This is a genomic window from Micromonospora sp. NBC_00617, from assembly GCF_045161355.1.
GTDB lineage: Bacteria > Actinomycetota > Actinomycetes > Mycobacteriales > Micromonosporaceae > Micromonospora.
The window spans coordinates 3813472-3830590 of record NZ_CP107751.1 but is presented as its reverse complement, the minus strand read 5'-3'; the positions used below and the strand labels follow the sequence as shown (position 1 = coordinate 3830590).

At 71.0% G+C, this 17119-nt stretch carries 13 protein-coding genes; 6 read left to right on the top strand and 7 right to left on the bottom strand.

The genetic code is table 11. From position 1 onward, the window contains the following. Positions 1–71: 71 nt before the first annotated feature. From OG505_RS17445 to OG505_RS17435, 3 genes are all read left to right on the top strand, one after another. The gene (locus tag OG505_RS17445; RefSeq protein ID WP_405425752.1) at positions 72–2042 is read left to right on the top strand and encodes a CRTAC1 family protein; all 1971 of its coding nucleotides are present in this window, start codon (positions 72–74) and stop codon (positions 2040–2042) included. Further along, complete coding sequence (locus tag OG505_RS17440; protein ID WP_405425750.1) at positions 2039–3094, top strand: enediyne biosynthesis protein; 1056 nt, start codon at positions 2039–2041, stop codon at positions 3092–3094. Before OG505_RS17445 ends, OG505_RS17440 begins: the two co-directional genes overlap by 4 nt. Positions 3095–3227: 133 nt before the next feature. Next, a complete protein-coding gene (locus tag OG505_RS17435; RefSeq protein WP_405425748.1) occupies positions 3228–4169 on the top strand; it encodes a hypothetical protein in 942 nt (313 codons plus the stop codon). Here OG505_RS17435 and rph read toward each other — a convergent pair. After that, positions 4160–6970 (bottom strand): rifamycin-inactivating phosphotransferase, encoded by a 2811-nt coding sequence (gene rph, locus OG505_RS17430; RefSeq protein WP_405425746.1) that lies wholly within the window; start codon positions 6968–6970, stop codon positions 4160–4162. The two genes, OG505_RS17435 and rph, sit on opposite strands and share 10 nt — an antisense overlap. 53 nt (positions 6971–7023) lie before the next feature. Here rph and OG505_RS17425 point away from each other — a divergent pair, with 53 nt between their 5' ends. Both OG505_RS17425 and OG505_RS17420 read left to right on the top strand, forming a co-directional pair. Next, a complete protein-coding gene (locus OG505_RS17425) occupies positions 7024–7587 on the top strand; it encodes an alpha/beta fold hydrolase (RefSeq protein ID WP_405425744.1) in 564 nt (187 codons plus the stop codon). Positions 7588–7634: 47 nt separating this feature from the next. Next, positions 7635–8471: an alpha/beta fold hydrolase gene (locus OG505_RS17420; RefSeq protein ID WP_405425742.1), complete on the top strand. Its 837-nt coding sequence runs from the start codon at positions 7635–7637 to the stop codon at positions 8469–8471. A 67-nt stretch (positions 8472–8538) separates the two neighbouring features. On the opposite strand, the gene OG505_RS17415 is transcribed toward OG505_RS17420, so the two are convergent. Next, complete coding sequence (locus OG505_RS17415; RefSeq protein WP_405425741.1) at positions 8539–9252, bottom strand: hypothetical protein; 714 nt, start codon at positions 9250–9252, stop codon at positions 8539–8541. A gap of 165 nt (positions 9253–9417) precedes the next feature. Then, positions 9418–11031, bottom strand: a complete 1614-nt coding sequence (locus tag OG505_RS17410) for a glycoside hydrolase family 27 protein (protein WP_405434552.1) — start codon at positions 11029–11031, stop codon at positions 9418–9420. A 293-nt stretch (positions 11032–11324) separates the two neighbouring features. Here OG505_RS17410 and OG505_RS17405 point away from each other — a divergent pair, with 293 nt between their 5' ends. Then, complete coding sequence (locus OG505_RS17405) at positions 11325–12218, top strand: SGNH/GDSL hydrolase family protein (RefSeq protein ID WP_405425739.1); 894 nt, start codon at positions 11325–11327, stop codon at positions 12216–12218. A 155-nt stretch (positions 12219–12373) separates the two neighbouring features. On the opposite strand, the gene OG505_RS17400 is transcribed toward OG505_RS17405, so the two are convergent. The 4 genes from OG505_RS17400 to OG505_RS17385 all read right to left on the bottom strand — a co-directional run bounded on the left by OG505_RS17400 (position 12374) and on the right by OG505_RS17385 (position 16720). Next, on the bottom strand, positions 12374–13519 hold the full coding sequence (locus OG505_RS17400) for an RNA polymerase sigma factor (protein WP_405434551.1): 1146 nt from the start codon (positions 13517–13519) through the stop codon (positions 12374–12376). Positions 13520–13527: 8 nt separating this feature from the next. After that, positions 13528–13935, bottom strand: a complete 408-nt coding sequence (locus tag OG505_RS17395; protein WP_405425738.1) for a YciI family protein — start codon at positions 13933–13935, stop codon at positions 13528–13530. 101 nt (positions 13936–14036) lie between these two features. Beyond that, a complete protein-coding gene (locus OG505_RS17390) occupies positions 14037–15101 on the bottom strand; it encodes a LacI family DNA-binding transcriptional regulator (RefSeq protein ID WP_405425736.1) in 1065 nt (354 codons plus the stop codon). A 44-nt stretch (positions 15102–15145) separates the two neighbouring features. Next, positions 15146–16720 carry a glycoside hydrolase family 43 protein gene (locus tag OG505_RS17385; protein WP_405425734.1) on the bottom strand — a complete coding sequence of 525 codons (1575 nt, stop codon included), beginning with the start codon at positions 16718–16720 and terminating at the stop codon, positions 15146–15148. Positions 16721–17119 lie beyond the last annotated feature (399 nt).

Sequence of the window (17119 nt, the reverse complement as noted above, 5' to 3'; positions counted from 1 at the left end):
GCGCTGTCACCCACGACCGCACCACCCGAACGCCCGACCCGGCCGGGTCGGGCACCACCCGAGGGGGATCGTTGCCACCGAAACCAGTGGGTCCGCTGCGCAGACTCATTCCCGTCGTCTTCGTCCTGGTACTCGTCGCGGGGCTGTTCACGATCTCGCGGCTGCCGTCCGCATCCGCAGCCGACCGACGCGCGATGGCGTCGCAGTTCGCGTTCACCGAAATGCCCATCGCCCTGCCGCCGGGTCTGCCGCAGCGCACGATCCGGACGGTGAACCCGAAATACGAGCACATCCGGTCCTGGATCTCGTCGGTGGGCGCCGGAGTAGCGGTCAACGACCTCGACGGGAAGGGCGGCGCCAACGACCTCTGCCTCGTCGATCCACGCAGCGACAGCGCCATCGTGACGCCGGCGCCCGGCGGCGGCGCCCGCTACGCGCCGTTCGTGCTGGACCCGGCGCCGTTGCCGATGGGACCGGCGATCGCCCCGATGGGCTGCACACCGGGCGACTTCAACGTCGACGGCCGGACGGATCTGCTGGTCGTCTACTGGGGACGGACGCCGGTCGTGTTCCTGCAGACCGGCGACGCGGCGAGCCTGAGCCTCGCGTCGTACCACCCGGTCGAGCTGATCCCGCAGCAGCAGACCACCGACGGGCGCTACCGGGGGCCGCTGTGGAACACCAACGCGACCGCGGTCGCGGACTTCGACGGCGACGGGCGGCCCGACATCGGGATCTTCAACTACTTCCCGGACTCGCAGGTGCTCGACGCGCGGGGCCTGCCGAACGTGCAGATGAACCACTCCATGTCCCGCGCGCAGAACGCGGGCGGGGCGCACATCCTGCGCTGGACCGCGGCCACCACCGGCGCCGAGCCGAGTGTCACCTACGAGGAGCAGAGCGCGATCGACCCCCGGTACGCCACCGGATGGACGCTCGCCTCGGCCTCCGCCGACCTCGACGGGGATCTGCTGCCCGAGCTGTACCTCGCCAACGACTTCGGCAACGACCGCTTCTTCCACAACGTGTCGGCCCCCGGCCGGATCAGGTTCGCCCTGGCGGAGGGGCGCCGCGGCCCGCTCGACCCCAAGTCGCTGGTCGTGGGGCACGACTCGTTCAAGGGGATGGCCGTCGACTTTGCCGATCTGCGCGGCAGCGGTCGGTTCGACGCCTTCGTCAGCAACATCACCGAGTCGTGGGGGCTGGAGGAGAGCAACTTCGTCTGGCAGAACACCGCGGCCAACCCACAGGAGGCGCGGGAACGGCTCTCGAAGGGCATCGCTCCGTTCGAGAACAAGGCATCGGCGAAGAACCTCGCCTGGGTCGGCTGGGGCTGGGACGTCAAGATGGCCGACTTCGACAACAGCGGACGGCTCGTCGTGGTGCAGTCCTGCGGCTTCGTCAAGGGCACGGTCAACCGGTTCAACTGGCTCCAGGAGTTGGCCGCCAGCAACGACCTGATGCTGCGGGAGCCGGACATGTGGCCCAACGCGCAGCCGGGCGACGACATCGCCGGCTCGAACGCGCTGGCGTTCTGGGCACCGGAGGACAACGGCCGCTACGTCGACCTGAGTCCGCAGCTCGGACTCGACGATCGGACCCCGACCCGCGGTATCGCCGTGGGTGACACCGACGGCGACGGCCGCCAGGACTTCGCGGTGGCACGCCAGTGGGGACCGCCCGCCTACTACCACAACACCAAGGCGCAGGTCGGCGACTTCCTCGGGCTGCGGCTGCACCGGCCCGCGCTCGGCGCCGCCACGGGCAACGACGCCCGCACCCCGGCGTACGGCGCGCAGGCTCGGGTGACCACGGCCGACGGTCGCACCCAGCTCGCCCAGCTCGACGGCGGCGGCGGGCACTCCGGCAAGCGCAGCTTCGACCTGTTCTTCGGACTCGGTGACCAGGGCGGCACGCCCGTCACCGTCGAACTGAGCTGGCGCGACCTCGACGGTGTCCAGCAGCAGCAGACCCTGCCCCTCTCCGCCGGATGGCACGACCTCACGCTCACCGACCGAGCCCAGGAGCTGACCACACCATGACGGACGTCAAACGCGCCCCGGTGGGCGTGACCACCACGGCCGAGGTCGCCGACGCGACCCGTAACGGCAGCGGGCCGGACCGGGCCCTGGCCGGCGTCGACCGGCGACCGCCCGTACCCCGGGTGGACAGGCGCGACCCCCGCTACCTGGCCCTGCGGAACTTCGCCATCTCCATGTCCATCCTCAACGTGCTCGGCTACACGGTGCTCGGGTTCGAGCAGCCCTGGACCTGGCCGCTGTTCGCCTTGGCGATCGGGTACACGGCCGAGCTCGCGATCGAGGCGGTCGCCGCCCGCTCCCTGGGGCGCCGACCGGCCTACAGCGGTAACGGCGCGTGGGGCGTCTACACGTTCCTGCTGCCGACCCACATCACCGCGCTCGCCGCGAACATGCTGCTGTACGCCAACGACCTGTTCTGGCCGATCGCCTTCGCCGTGGTCGTGGCCGTCGGGCAGAAGGCCGTGCTGCAGGCGCCGATCGCCGGACGGATGCGGCACTTCATGAACCCGTCGAACTTCGGCATCACCATCACGCTGCTCGCGTTCTCCTGGGTCAACGTGGCGCCGCCGTACCACTTCACCGAGAACGTGCCCGACGTCTTCCGGATGTTCATCCCGATGGTGGTGCTCACCGCGGGCACGATCCTCAACGCGATGCTCACGAAGAAGGTCGCGCTGATCGTCGGCTGGGTCGGCGGCTTCGTCATCCAGGCCCTGATCCGGCACTTCGTCTGGGACGTACAGCTCTGGTCGGCGCTGAGCATCATGACCGGGGTGGCGTTCGTGCTGTTCACCAACTACATGATCACCGATCCGGGCACCACACCCTCCAAGCCCCGCTTCCAGTTCATGTTCGGCGCCTCGGTGGCCATGGTGTACGGCGTCCTGATGCTGTTCAACATCGTCTACACCCTGTTCTTCGCGGTCACGATCGTGTGCCTGGCACGGGGCCTGTTCTGGTGGGGCAGGTGGCTCGCCGAACGGCGGCGCGCCCGCACCGCGGTGCAGCCGGTGCCGCCGCCAGCGGCGGTGCAGCTGCCGATCGCCCGCTGACCCTGTCGAGCCGCATGGCCCGGCCGGCCGTCCTCTGCAGGCAGAGAACCGCACTGAGAGGACGGTCCGGCCGGGCCGCGGACGAAGAACCAGTCAGCGCATCCTGCCGTCACAGATTTCGAAAGAGGCTGTCATGACCGCCACGCAACGACCGGCCGTGCAGAACGCGGCCACCCCGACGCCGGCCCGCTCGGACCGGCGCGGCGCGCTGATCGTGGGCAGTGTGCTCGCGGGAATCGCGCTGTCCCTGCTCTGGTCGTACCAGTTCGTCGACCAGACGATCGGCGACAACGTCGCCAACACCCTGCTGGGCCACGACGCGAAGGCGACCGCGATCGGCGGCACCGCGGCGGGCCTGCTGTTCGCGTTCGTCTCGGGTCTGGCGGGCACGTTCACGGCCTGCAACATCGCCATGGCCGCCTCGATCGGGCCGATGACACACGCTGGCGCCGGCGGCACACCGGCGGCGGGGCTGCGCTTCATGCTCCGGCCGGTGGGCCTGCTGGCGCTGGGCATGGTCGTCGTCTCCGCCACGTACGGCTTCGTCGGGGTCCTGCTCGGCGACTCGCTGCCGCAGCTGTCGACGGCGACGACCGCCGGCGGCATGCCCGTACGACTCGTGCAGTCGGTGGTGGTCTTCGGCCTGATCGGTCTCGCGTTCATCTATCTCGGCCTCGCGGCCCTCGACAAGGTCCCCGATCCCTTCGCGCGCCGCCCGTTCGCCCGCGTCTTCGTGCTCGGCATGCTGGTCGGCGCCTTCCTGATCGGCCGGCCGTACCCGCTGTTCCACAAGCTCTTCCAGTGGGCCGCCGACAACGGCAACCCCCTCTACGGGTCTGCCGCCTTCGTGCTGCAGTCGCTGGGCAACATCGCGATCGTGGGCATCCTGTTCGCACTCGTCGTTCTCGCCACCCGCGGAGGGCTGATCCGCTGGCTGTCCGCGCGGCCGGCGCGCACCCTCGCGGTCACCGGCGCGCTGCTGCTCGCGCTGGGCGTCTTCACCCTCGTCTACTGGACCGTCCGGGTGCCCGCGATGTTCGGCTACGGCTGGTTCCCGACGATGCCCTACAACTGAGCGCGGGCGTCGGCGTCGTTCGGCGATGCCAGGATCTCGATGTACCCGTCGGTGCCGTGCACCCGGATCCGCTGCCCGTCGCGGATCAGCCTGGTCGCGTCCGCCACCCCGACGACGGCGGGCAGGCCGTACTCCCGGGCGATGACCGCCCCGTGGGTCATGAGGCCGCCCACCTCCGTCACCAGGCCCTGGACCGCGACGAACAGGGGTGACCAGCTCGGGTCCGTGTAGGAGGTGACCAGGATGTCGCCGGGCTCCAGCTCGGCCTCGGCGATGTCCAGCAGGACGCGGGCTCGGCCCTCGACGATCCCGCCGGAGACTCCGAGGCCGGCCAGTGCCCCGGCCGGCACATTGTCGCGGCGGTACGCCCCGGCGATGGCCTCGCCCTCCGAGGTGAGCACCCGGGGCGGCGTGAGCGTCCGGTGCCACCGGAACGCGTCCCTGCGCCGCTGGATGAGGTGGTCGTCGACCTGGTGCGTCCGCACGACGTCGCGCAGCTCGGAGAAGGTGAGATAGAGGATGTCGTCCCTGTCGCGGAGCACGCCGGCCCGCACGAGGTGCTCCGCCTCCTGAAGCAGGGCCTGCTTGTAGACGAAGTAGCGGCTGATGATGGCGTACTTCGGATACTCCCGGTACCCGATGAAGGTGCGGAGCCGGTCGATCATCCGCGTGGTCTCGTCGGCCTTGCGGTCCCCGTCCGGCAGGGCCCGCAGCCGTTCCAGCAGCTCCTCGCGCTTGCCCTGCGCAGCCTGACGCCCCTGCTCGAAGCGTCGCCCGGCGGCGCCCGGCTCGAGGAGCCTGATGTTGTCGAGGATCAGGGGTACGAGCGTGGTGGGGCGTTCGCTCCAGCGCGGCCTCGTGATGTCGATCTCGCCGACGCAGCGCATGCCGTACCGGTCGAGGTAGCCCCGGATGGCGTCGCGCGCCTCGGTCCCGCCCGCGAAGCTCGGCAGCTCGTCGAGGAAGCCGTCGTCGTCGACCTCCTGAAGGAAGGCCACCACCTCCGGATGCCCTCGGATCACGTCCGCGACGTCGAGCAGTGCCAGGCCCATCTCCGACGTGATGTTGCCCGGGGCGGACAGCGTGAGGGTGTCAGCGGCGTTCTTCTCTCCCAGCCATTCGGACAGCTGCTCGTTGAGCCACCAGGTGGCCTCCATCCCCGCCATGATCGCCTGCATGCTCAAGGGATCACTGAGGAGCCGCTTGTGGTCCTCGAACGCCTCCGGCAGGAAGTCGAACAGCGCCGGGCCCGTCACCATCGCGATGTCGCGCCGAAGGGCGGCGAGAGACGCCTCGCTGCGCTCGATCAGCTCGGTGACGATCGCCGGATCGTTCTCGATAGCGGCGGGCGTGCCGCCGAGCCGCGGAACATCGGGACCCTCCTCCGAGAGCGTCGGAACGAAGTCGGGGCGGCCGAGGACGGTCTCCAGCGCGTCTTTGGTCAAGGGATCGGACCTGCCCGCCATCTGGAGGAAGCCGGCGCGGCTCGCGGGCGTCGCCAGCAGCCGGGTGGCGTCGACGAACAACCTCCCGCCGGCCTCGTGCATCGGCGCCATGGCCGTCAGCTGCCACATGGAGAACCCCAACGGCTTCATGGCGTCGGTCATCATCTGCTGATGGCCGACCGAGAGGTAGACGTGGTTCTCGCTGTCCCTGGCCGCCGGGACGGGGAACAGCGTCGTGATCGGCCGGCTCTGCACGATCTCGACCTCACCGTCGACCAGGCACCATTCGATGTCCTGCGGGTGACCGACGTGCGCTTCGATCCGCCGGCCCACGTCCACCAGCCGCAGGACCTGGGCGTCCGTCAGCGCCGGCTGCTCCTGTCGCTCCGGGCTGATCGCCTGTTGCGTGGTCCCGCCGGCCGGCAGCGCCTCGATGGCGAGACGCTTGCTGCCGATCGTCCGGTCGATTATCGCGCCGTCGCGCACCCGGTAGGAGTCCGGGTTCACCAGCCCGGAGACCAAAGCCTCGCCGAGGCCGAAGCTGGCCTCCACCGAGGCGACCTTCCGGTTGGACGTGACGGGGTCGGCCGTGAAGAGGACGCCGGCCGCCTGCGGAAATACCATCGTCTGTACGACAACGGCCAGGTGGACCGCGTGGTGGTCGATGCCATTGCGCTGACGGTAGGTGACAGCCCGCTCGGTGAAGAGCGAGGCCCAGCACCGGCTGACGTGCGTGTGAATCGCCGCCGGACCCCGCACATTCAGGTACGTGTCCTGCTGGCCCGCGAAGGAGGCCGTCGCCAGGTCCTCCGCCGTGGCGCTGGATCGGACGGCGTAGGCAGCTTTCGCACCGTGCCGCCCGAGCGCCCGGGTGATGGCCGCCGCCACGTCGTCGGGCAGGGCCAGCCCTTCGATGGCCCGGCGGATCTCCGCGCTGAGGTCGCGGATCGCCTCCCGGTCGTCCGGCTTCAGGCGCGACAGCTGGTCGAGCTGATGGTCGATCGAGGGCACTTGGGCCATGACCCGTCGGAAGGCGTCCGTCGTCACGCAGAAGCCAGCCGGTACGCGGATGCCGTCGATCCGCGACAACGTCCCCAGACGGGCGCCCTTGCCGCCGACGATCGCGACCTGCGTCTCGTCGACCTCGTCCAAATCTCGCACATACTCCTCGATCATCGCGCCCCGATTCTTCGTCCGTTCCGGTGTCCGGCGGACGATTCTGCGGCAAGACCGGGGTCTTGCGGCAAGGCCCCCGTTGCGATATACGTTAAAGTGGGAGCGGATACCAGTGGTGTTTTTCCCCGCTGTGAATGAGATCGTTCCGCTGATCCCTGCCTGTTGATCCCTGCGGCTCACCCCGCTGTCGGCGCATGATGCCGCTTCGACGCAGTACGCGAGAGGGGACCGTCATGGCAGCGACCGCGCAGATTCTGTTCGTGCAGGGCGCTGGCGCCGGCACGTACGACGAGTGGGACAACAGGTTGTTCGACAGCCTGCGGCGCGGGCTCGGGAACTCGTACGAGGTTCGTTACCCGCGGATGCCCGACGAGGGTGACCCGAGCTACGCCACCTGGAGCGCCGCCATCCGGCGGGAGATCGCGGCACTGGACGACGGGGCCGTCGTCGTGGGCCATTCGGTGGGCGGGGCGATCCTCGTCCACACGCTCGCCGAGCGGCCACCCGAGCGGGACCTCGCGATGATCGTGCTGATCGCCGCCCCGTTCGTCGGTGCGGGCGGCTGGCCCGGCGACGAGTTCGAGCTGCCGCACGACCTCGGCGTCCGGCTGCCGCGGGGCGTACCGGTGCGGGTTTTTCACGGGCTCCAGGACGAGACGGTGCCGCCGTCGCACGCGGACCTGTACGCGGGCGTCATCGGACAGGCGCGGGTGTACCGGCTGCCGGGGCGCGATCACCAACTCAACGACGACCTCGGTGACGTGGCGAAGGTGATCAGGCTTGACACGCTTAGCTAATGGTATTAGCTTAAAGCTAACGCAATTAGCCGAGCGTGGAGGATCCCATGACCGAGTACCTGACCGTCGATGGCGGCGCCCTGGCGTACGAGGTGACCGGCGCCTTTGGGCCGCTCGTCGTTCTCGCCCACGGCATGGGTGACAGCCGCGAGGCGTACCGCTTCGTCACGCCGCGCCTGGTGGCCGCCGGCTACCGGGTGGCCGCGGTCGACCTGCGGGGCTGCGGCGAGTCGAGCGCGCAGTGGCCCTCCTACAGCCGCACCGACATCGCGGGAGATCTGCTCGCGGTGATCCGTCACCTCGGCGGTCCGGCCGTGTTGGTCGGCCACTCGATCTCCGGCGGGGCCGCCACCATCGCCGCCGCCCAGGCGCCCGAGATGATCACCGGCATCGTCGAACTGACCCCCTTCACCCGCAAGCAGTCGATCAAGCTGGGTGACCTGCGGGTCGCCCGTTACCGCAAGGGCATGGCCCGGCTGCTCGGCACCGGCCTGCTGGGCAGCGTGCCGCTCTGGCGCAGCTACCTCGACATCGCCTACCCGGCGAGGAAGCCGGCCGACTGGGCCACCCGCACGGCCCGGATCGACGCCATGATGCGCGAGCCCGGCCGGATGGCGGCGATGCGCAAGATGCGCCGGTCGGCGCCGGTCGACGCCGGGGCGCAGCTGGGTAACGTCCGCTGCCCGGTCCTGATCGTCGAGGGGTCGCTCGACCCGGACTGGGCCGACCCGCGGGCCGAGGGGGAGGCGATCGTGGCCGCGCTGCCGGCCGGGTTGGGTCGGCTCGAGGTCATCGAGGGCGCGGGTCACTACCCGCACGTGCAGTACCCCGACGAGACGGCCGCCCTGCTGCTCGCCTTCCTGGGCACGAACGCCCGCGCCTAGAGTCCCGGGCGCGGGGCCCTCTCGGCTGGGGATCGCCCGGCTCCGGAGCGCGCCGTCAACGCCGCAGTCAGGCCAGCAGTTGTTCGCGCATCCGTGCGCCCAGGTTCATCCGTCCCACCGCGCGCGGACCGGCCGGGTCGTGCACGTCCACTGTGTTGTTGCGACGCATCAGCGCACGGACCGGAGGTGGCAACCGGGGCGGGTCGTCCATCGCGGCGAGGATCTGGGCGGCGCTCGTGATCAGTCGATCGACGAACGCGGCGGCGTCGGTGTCCACCCGCACCCGGCCGTACTCCCAGCCGGCGGTGGTGAGGTCGAGCACCTCGAACACATGGGTCACCAGCGGGGTCGGGTCGGTCACCCGATCGAGCCGGGCCGCCCGGCCGCCGACCACCGCGACGGCGGCGGCCACCTGGGCGTAAGGGTGGAAGCCGCACGGCAACGCGAACAGCGGCCACCGCAGGCCGGGACCGGCCTCCATCCACAGCGGCCGGTAGTTCCGCCGGTGCACCAGGAGCCGCCGGCCCGTGCGCCGGTGGATGTCCTGGGCCTGTGCCCGCAGATCCGCGTGTGCCTCGTCGGCGACCTGGTTCAGAATCCGGGCCGCCACCACCAGGCCGTCGTCGCCGCCCAGCATCCCGGTCGCCGCTTCGACCTGAGCGGGAAACGGAACCCGGGCATGCGTGCCGTATCCGTGCTGGAGGTCTCGCAGCAGCGCCTGCTGCCGCCCCGGGTCGAGCTGGACCCGCCCGCCGCCCAGCAGCCGCTGGAGCCAACGCATGTCGCCTCGTTTCAGCAGAGCCGTCCCGAACCGTGGCAATGCTATGCGTCGGACGTTCCCCGGATGCCGCAGGGGTGAGCATGGTGCGGCGTGCGCCGGCCAGGCGACGCGCGGGTCGGTGCCCGCGACCGCGCCCGGCCGGCCCCGCCTACCGGGGCGGGTCGCTCAGCTGCGGCTCCACCGCTGGCTGGCTGCGCCGTTGCAGTCCCAGATCTGGGTGCGTGTGCCATTCGCCGTACCGTTGCCCACCAGGTCCAGGCAGCGACCCGAGGCGACCGCCGTGATCGAGCCGTCGGCGTTGAAGCGCCATTGTTGGTTCGCCTGGCCGTGGCAATCCCAGATGATCACCGATGTCCCGTTGGCGGTGCCACCGTTGTTGACGTCGAGGCACTTGCCGCCGTAGACCCGCAGCTCCTGAACGTTGGTCGAGGTCCAGGACTGATTGGCCTGGCCGTGGCAGTCCCAGATGATGGCCGAGGCGCCGTTGGTCTGGGACGCGCCGTTGACGTCCAGGCACCGGCCGGCGGACGTGCTGCGGATCGCCGACGTCGTGCTCGGCGGCGGAGTGCTCGGCGGCGGAGTGCTCGGTGGGGGAGTGCCGCCGCCGGTGACCAGGAACATGGCGGCGCCGTGCCCCGGCACCGACGCGCTGATCGTGCCGGTCGACGTCGAGGTGGTGTGGGACCACAGGTCACGCACGGTGTACGCGCCGGCGCTGCCGAGCCCGAGCGCGCTGGCCGTGGTGGAGATCGTGGTCGTGCCACTGCCGCGGTTGAGCAGGACCGTGGCCACCCCGCCGGTGGACATCGGCTTGCGCCAGACCTCCAGGTCACCGGAGTCACTGATCTTGCGGCCCTGCTGACCGCCCCAGTCCTGGTTGACGGCGATCACGTCGGTGTTGGTCAGGATCGTGCGGGTGGCCGCCGACATGGTGCGGATGTCGTTGCCCGCCAGCAGTGGGGCGTTCAGCAGCGCCCACAGGCTGAAGTGGGCCCGGGACTCGGTGTCGGTGGGGCCGTTGCCGACCTCCAGCATGTCCGGGTCGTTCCACGCGCCGGGTCGGGCGTACGACTCCTTGCCGACCTGCTGGTCGAGGATGCTCATGATGGAGTTCCAGTTCCCACCGATGTCGCCGGTGGTACGCCAGGAGTTGCCCACCCCCGCGCCCCAGGTCCAGACGCTGTCCTGTCCCCAGCTGCACAGGCTGTAGAGGATCGGCCGGTTGGTGGCCGCGAGCGCGTCCCGCATCGCGGTGTAGCGCTGCTGCGCGCTCCGACCGAGGTGGTCGCCGCAGTTGTCGTACTTGAGGTAGTCGATCCCCCAGGACGCCCAGAGGTTGGCGTCGCGTTGCTCGTAGTTGATGCTGGCCGGGTATCCGGCGCAGGTGAGGGTGCCGGCCGAGGAGTAGATGCCCAGCTTGAGGCCCTTGTCGTGGACGTAGTCGGCGAGAGCCTTGATGCCGCTCGGGAACTTCTGCGGGTCGGCGACCAGGTCACCGCTGGCGTTGCGCTGCTTGGTGGACCAGCAGTCGTCGATGTTGACGTAGCGGTATCCGGCCGCGGCCATGCCGCTGGAGACCAGCGCGTCGGCCGTCTGCCGAATGAGCGTCTCGTTGACGTTGCACCCGAACGCGTTCCAGTCGTTCCAGCCCATCTGTGGCGTGCGGGCCAGCCCGTTCTCCAACGCCTGCGCGGGTTGGGTGGTGGTGAGCACCACCGCGCCGCTGACCACCGCGGTGCCGAGGGCGGCGGCAAGGACCGCGGGGAGCAGTAGGGCCATTCTTCGTCTGAGCACGTGCACTCCTTGCGGGTGGTTGGCGGCGAGGGCCCGCTGCCGGTCCACAGGGAGCCAACGACATAGATCGTTGCCAATTTAACTCGTACGACATATGACGTCAACGCCCCCGACGTCCGGCGCGGACCTCGGGGGGTCGGAGCCTGCCGCGCAGCCCCCCTGGCCCACACTGTGGGACGGTATTTAGTGAGGGTCATCTATATTGACGTCGCTCGGCGGGCGGCGACAGGATCTCGGCACCACCATCACCACCGCCGCGATCTCCCCTGGGAGGCGTCATGCCCCGTCCCCGCCTGCCGCTCCTGCGAGCAGCCACCCGACTCGCCGCGCTCGCCGCGGCGACCGCCGGTGTGCTGCTCGCCGTCGCCACACCCGCCAGCGCCGCGGTCCCCACCGGCCGCTACGTCGCGCTCGGCGACTCGTACACCGCCGGTCCGCTGATCCCCACCCAGGTCGACCTGAACTGCCTCCGGTCGAACCGCAACTATCCCTCGCTGGTGGCCGCGTCCGCCGGCTCGACGTCGTTCGCGGACGTGAGCTGCTCCGGCGCCACGACCGACGACATCCTCTACGGCGGCAGCGGCCAACTGGGCATCAACGTGCCACCGCAGCTCAACGCGGTCACGTCGAGCACAGCGCTGGTGACGGTGCAGATCGGCGGCAACGACATCGGCTTCTCCGGCATCATCAGCGAGTGCGCGGAGGCGAGCCTCAGCAGCCCCCTCGGCTCGCCGTGCAAGAACCGGTACACCGCAGGCGGCACCGACCAGCTACAGGCCCGGATCGCGGCCACCGTGCCGAAGGTGACGACCACGCTGCAGGCGATCCGCCGCGCCGCGCCGAGCGCGCGGATCGTGGTGCTCGGGTATCCGGCGATCCTGCCCGACAGCGGGTACGGCTGTTGGCCCGTCGTCCCGATCGCCTACCAGGACGTGCCGTACCTGCGCGGCATCGAGAAGTCGCTCAACGCCATGCTGGCCAGCGCCGCGGGGGCGAACGGCGCCACCTACGCCGACGTCTACACGCCGTCGATCGGTCGGGACGCGTGCAAGAGCAGCGGCACCCGGTGGGTCGAGGGGCTGGTGCCGCAGAACGCGGCCGCGCCCTTCCACCCGAACGCGCGCGGTGAGCAGGGCATGAGCAGCGCGCTGCTCGCCACTTTGAACAGCTGACCGAGCAGGATCGCTCGCGCCGGCCCCGTCACGCGACGACGGCGGGGCCGGCAGCCGGACCTCGGCTCGGGATGACCGGTGCCCGGTGGTCCGCGCGGTGCCGCCGGCGACAGGCGTCTGACGTGGGGGGCGTTGCCGGCGTCGGGCGGGCGCCGTCACCGCTGTCGGCGGGCGTTGAGCCGGGCGGCCTGGCACGTCAGGTGGTCGCGCTCGGCGAGGTTGGGGGCCTTGTGGGCCGCCTCGACGTACAGGCGTGCCGCCGTCGCGAGGTCGCCGTCGCGCTCGTGCAGGTACGCCGCCACCGCCGTGTGACGGGGCAGCGAGTCGTCCAGCGCCGCGAGCGCCGCCAGGCCGGCCCGGGCGCCGTCGGCCTCGCCGACGGCCACCGCGCGGTTGAGCCGGACGACCGGGCTGTCGGTCAGGCGGGCCAGCTCGTCGTACCACTCGACGATCTGCACCCAGTCGGTCTCCTCGGCGGTGGGCGCGTCGGCGTGCAGCGCCGCGATGGCGGCCTGGGCCTGAAACTCGCCCAGCCGGTCGCGGGCGAGGGCCGCCTGGAGGATGTCGACACCCTCGGCGATGACGGTGGTGTCCCACCGGCCGCGGTCCTGCTCGGCGAGCGGCACCAGGCTGCCGTCGGACGCGGTCCGGCTGGCCCGGCGGGCGTGGTGCAGCAGCATGAGGGCGAGCAGCCCGGCCACCTCGGGATGGTCGATGGCGGCCGCGAGCTGCCGGGTGAGCCGGATGGCCTCGGCCGCGAGGTCGACGTCGCCGGTGTAGCCCTCGTTGAAGACCAGATAGAGGACGCGCAGCACGGTGGCGACGTCGCCGGGCTGGTCGAACCGCACGGCGGAGACAGTGCGTTTGGCCCGGCTGATGCGTTGCGCCATGGTCGCCTCGGGCACCAGGTAGGCGTCCGCGATCTGACGGGTGGTCAGCCCGCCGACGGCCCGCAACGTGAGCGCGACGGCGGACGACGGCGTCAGCGACGGGTGGGCGCAGAGAAAGTAGAGCTGGAGGTCGTCGTCCACCGCCGGCGTGGGCTCCGGCGCCGGCTCGGAGTCGACAAGGTCCTCACGACGGCGACGGGCAGCGTCCGCCCTCGTGGTGTCGAGGAACCGACGCCAGGCCACGGTGATCAGCCAGCCCTTCGGGTCCCGCGGCGGGTCGGCCGGCCAGACGCGGATGGCCTCGACCAGCGCGTCCTGCACGGCGTCCTCGGCCGCCGCGAAGTCAGCTCCGCGGCGGACGAGGACGCCGAGCACGCCCGGCGTGAGACTCCGGAGCAGTGCGTCGTTCATCGCCGAGGTCACTCGGCGATGGTGGGGGGCTCGGTCAGGAAGGGGCGCACCTCGAGCCACTCGTGGATCGGCTTGCCGCCCGCCCCCGGAGCGGCCGACAGTTCCCCGGCCAGCTCGACGGCGCGTTCGTAACTGTCGACGTCGATCACCATCCAGCCGGCGATGAGGTCCTTGGTCTCGGCGAACGGGCCGTCGGTGACCGGCGGGCGTCCCGCGCCGTCGTAGCGGACCCACGCTCCCTCGGGGGCGAGCGCCTGACCGTCGATGAACTCACCGGTCTTCTCCAGCCGGGACGCGAAGTCGTTCATGTACTTCATGTGCGCCGAGATCTCCTCTGGCGTCCACCGGTCCATCGGCACGTCGTTGACCGCGGCCGGAGCGCCGCGGTAGTGCTTGAGCAGCAGGTACTTCGCCATCGTCGTGTTCCTCCTCGCTGGTGTGACCCGTTCCGGTCACGTTCACCTCGGGGACGGAGCCGCGCGCCGTTTCTCGACATGGCCGCCAAGAAAATTCTGGCTCACGGGCGGAGAGCGGCGTCCGGCCGCCGCGAACCGGGCGGCCCGGTGCTGCCCCGCACGACCAGCGCGGTGCCGAGCTCGTACCGCTCCTGGGGCAGCGAGTGGCCGTCGGCCAGCGCCAACGCGAGCCGGGCGGCGGTGGCCCCGATCTCGCTGAACGGCTGCCGCACCGTGGTGAGCGGTGGCGTGGTCCAGGCCGCCTGGTCCACATCGTCGAAGCCGACGACGCTGAGGTCGTCGGGGATTCGCAGACCGGCCTCGTGCGCCGCCGCATAGACGCCGAGCGCCTGCAGGTCGTTGCCGCAGACGACGGCGGTGGGCGGTTCGGCCAGGGTCAGCAACTCACGGCCGAGGTCACGGCCGTCCTCGAAGCTGAAGACTCCGCGCCGTTCGAGGCTGCCGTCGAACGGAACGCCGGCGTGGTCCAGCGCGGCTCGGAAGCCGTCCAGGCGAGCCCGCGCCGACAGGTCCTGCTCCGGCCCGGTGACCACGCCGATCCGGCGGTGGCCGAGGTCCAGCAGATGCCGGGTGGCGGCCAGGGCGCCGCTCCAGTTGTTCGACCCGACGGCGGGCGTGGGGAACCGCTCGCCGACCGGGTCGATGGCCACGAGCGGTATGCCCATGGCGGTCAGCTGTCTGCCGTGCTCGGCGGTGACCAGTGAGCAGACCGCGATGACGGCGGTGGGCTGTCGCAGCAGCAGGGGCTCCATCCAGGGCAGCCCGGCCGCCACGCGATGGCGGATGTCGATGAAGCCGACCGTGCAGTCCCGAGAGCCGGCGACCTCCTGGATCCCCCGCAGGATCTCCAGGGCGATCGAGGACAGCATCCGGTGAAACAGCACCTCGATGCAGAGCGTCCTCGCGGCGGTCTCCGGCCGGCGGTAGCCATGGTCACGCAGCAGTGCCTCCACCCGCTGCCGGGTCTGCTCGCCCACCCCGGCGCGGCCGTTGAGAACCTTGGACACCGTGGGAGGGGACACCCCGGCGAGCTCGGCGATCGTGGCGATGGGCAGGTCACCGCGCCGGGGCTTGCGGGGGTGGTGCCGCCGGCTCTCCTCGATCACACCGGGAGTCTACGGTGATCCCTCGATGGCGAGCCGGTCCGCGCTCAGTCGGTCGGCCGCGCTGCCGGCCGGTAGTCGAACCAGTCGAAGGCGGCGCTGGCCTCGGTCACGTACATGCCGATGACCCGGCCGGTGAAGCCGCCGGCGACCTCGGTGGACAGGTAGCGCCCGTCGAGTTCGGCCAGCAGCACGCGGCCCTCGGAGGTCTCCACCTCGAACGCGATCATGTCGGAGGTGGCGGGGCGTACGCCGAAGGGTTCGTCCGCGGCCGCCAGGCCCGCGGCGGAGGTCACGGTCGGCGGGTAGAGGTCGTGGGTCCGGGTGACGATCGTCAGAACCAGCGGGCCAGCGGGTACGTCGAGGGACGCGAAGACCTGCCGGAACGGCCCGACCCGGCCGACGACGCGGACGCTGCCGACTCCAATCTCCAGGTCGTAGTGGTGCGCCTCGTCGATGCGGATGGTGAGCCCGGCCGTGCCGCCGCCCGGATCCACCCGCGTGCCGGCGCGGCAGTCATGGTGGCGCTGGCGCGTCGCCACGATCGTCGCGCCGGCGCGGTCCAGCGTCGTACCGGTGGCGTGCAGGGTGAGCCATCCGGGCCGCTCGGTCAGCGACCAGGCCGCGTCGGGGCGGGAGCGGGGCGAGATCCAGCCGGGCGCGAGGGTTGTCGCGTCGAAGTCGTCGTGGTGGGCGACCGGGCCGGGCGGGGCCGCGAGGGCCGGTGCGCTGCCGGCGGGTGCCGCGGTGACCTCCCGGACGACGTCCACGACGGGCCACCCGCCGTCCCAGCGAACCGGCGCGAGGAACGTCTCGCGGCCGAGCACGTGAAAGGGCGGCCACTGGCCCTTCGCCCGGATGCCGAGAAGCACCATCCACCAGCTGCCGTCCGTGGCCTGCACCAGATCGGCGTGCCCGGCGGCCTGTACGGGCAGGTTGGTGCTGCGGTGCGTGAGGATGGGGTTGGTCGGCGCGGGCTCGAAGGGCCCCCGGAGGCTGCGTGAGCGGGCGACCGAGACGGCGTGGCCGGTGTGCGTGCCGCCCTCGGAGAGCAGCAGGTACCACCAGTCGCCGATCCGGTAGAGGTGCGGCGCCTCCGGGTACTGGCCGCCGGTGCCGGACCAGAGCGGAATCGGCCCCTCCAGCACCTGACCCTTGTCCGGGTCGATCCGGTAGGCGTCCACTCCGGAGGTCGTCAGCCAGCAGGTGCCGTCGTCGTCCCAGGCCAGGGACGGGTCGACGTGGGGAAGGTCGAGGTACACCGGCTCGGACCACGGGCCGGTGGGGTCCTGCGCGGTGACGATGAGGTGGCGGCCCAGGCTGACATTGGTGGTGATCATCCAGAACCGGCCGTCGTGGTGGCGGATGGTCGGCGCGAAGATGCCTCGGGACGCGTCGGCGTCCGGCGGGATCTCCAGCTGGCTGGGACGGTCGAGGATGTTGCCGATCTGTCGCCAGTTCACCAGGTCCCGACTGTGCAGGAGCGGTACGCCCGGGAAGTACTCGAAGCTGGAGCAGGCCAGGTAGTAGTCCTCGCCGACCCGGCAGACGCTCGGATCGGGATAGAAGCCGGGGACGACCGGATTGTGGTAGCGCGAGACGGCCGGCGTGCCTGCGGACACTGGGTGCCACCTCCCGCGCGGTCCATGCCCTGATGCCACCAAATGTTCGCGATAACATCGTGTGCCCTAGATGCTACGAAGATGCCGTCGGGATGGCAACCCGATCCGCGCGTCGGGGCGGGCGGCCGCCTCGCGACCTCGGAGGGGCGCTGGCGGGAAACATGGCCGGCATCCCTTGACGAGCGGCACTGCCATCTACGAAGGTCTATAGAGGGTGAGATGACGCGCCGCCGGGAGCTCGGCGCGTCGGTCCCCGGCTGTGAACGTTGCTGCATGGTGCGAACGGGCGGCACTTGTTAGCGCTAACAGCAGGGCGTCCCACCACCCGTCCAACGGCAGCAGCCGCACGTCTCGCACGAGACCTCGATCGGCGCGCTGGCCGTGGACACGTCCACGACA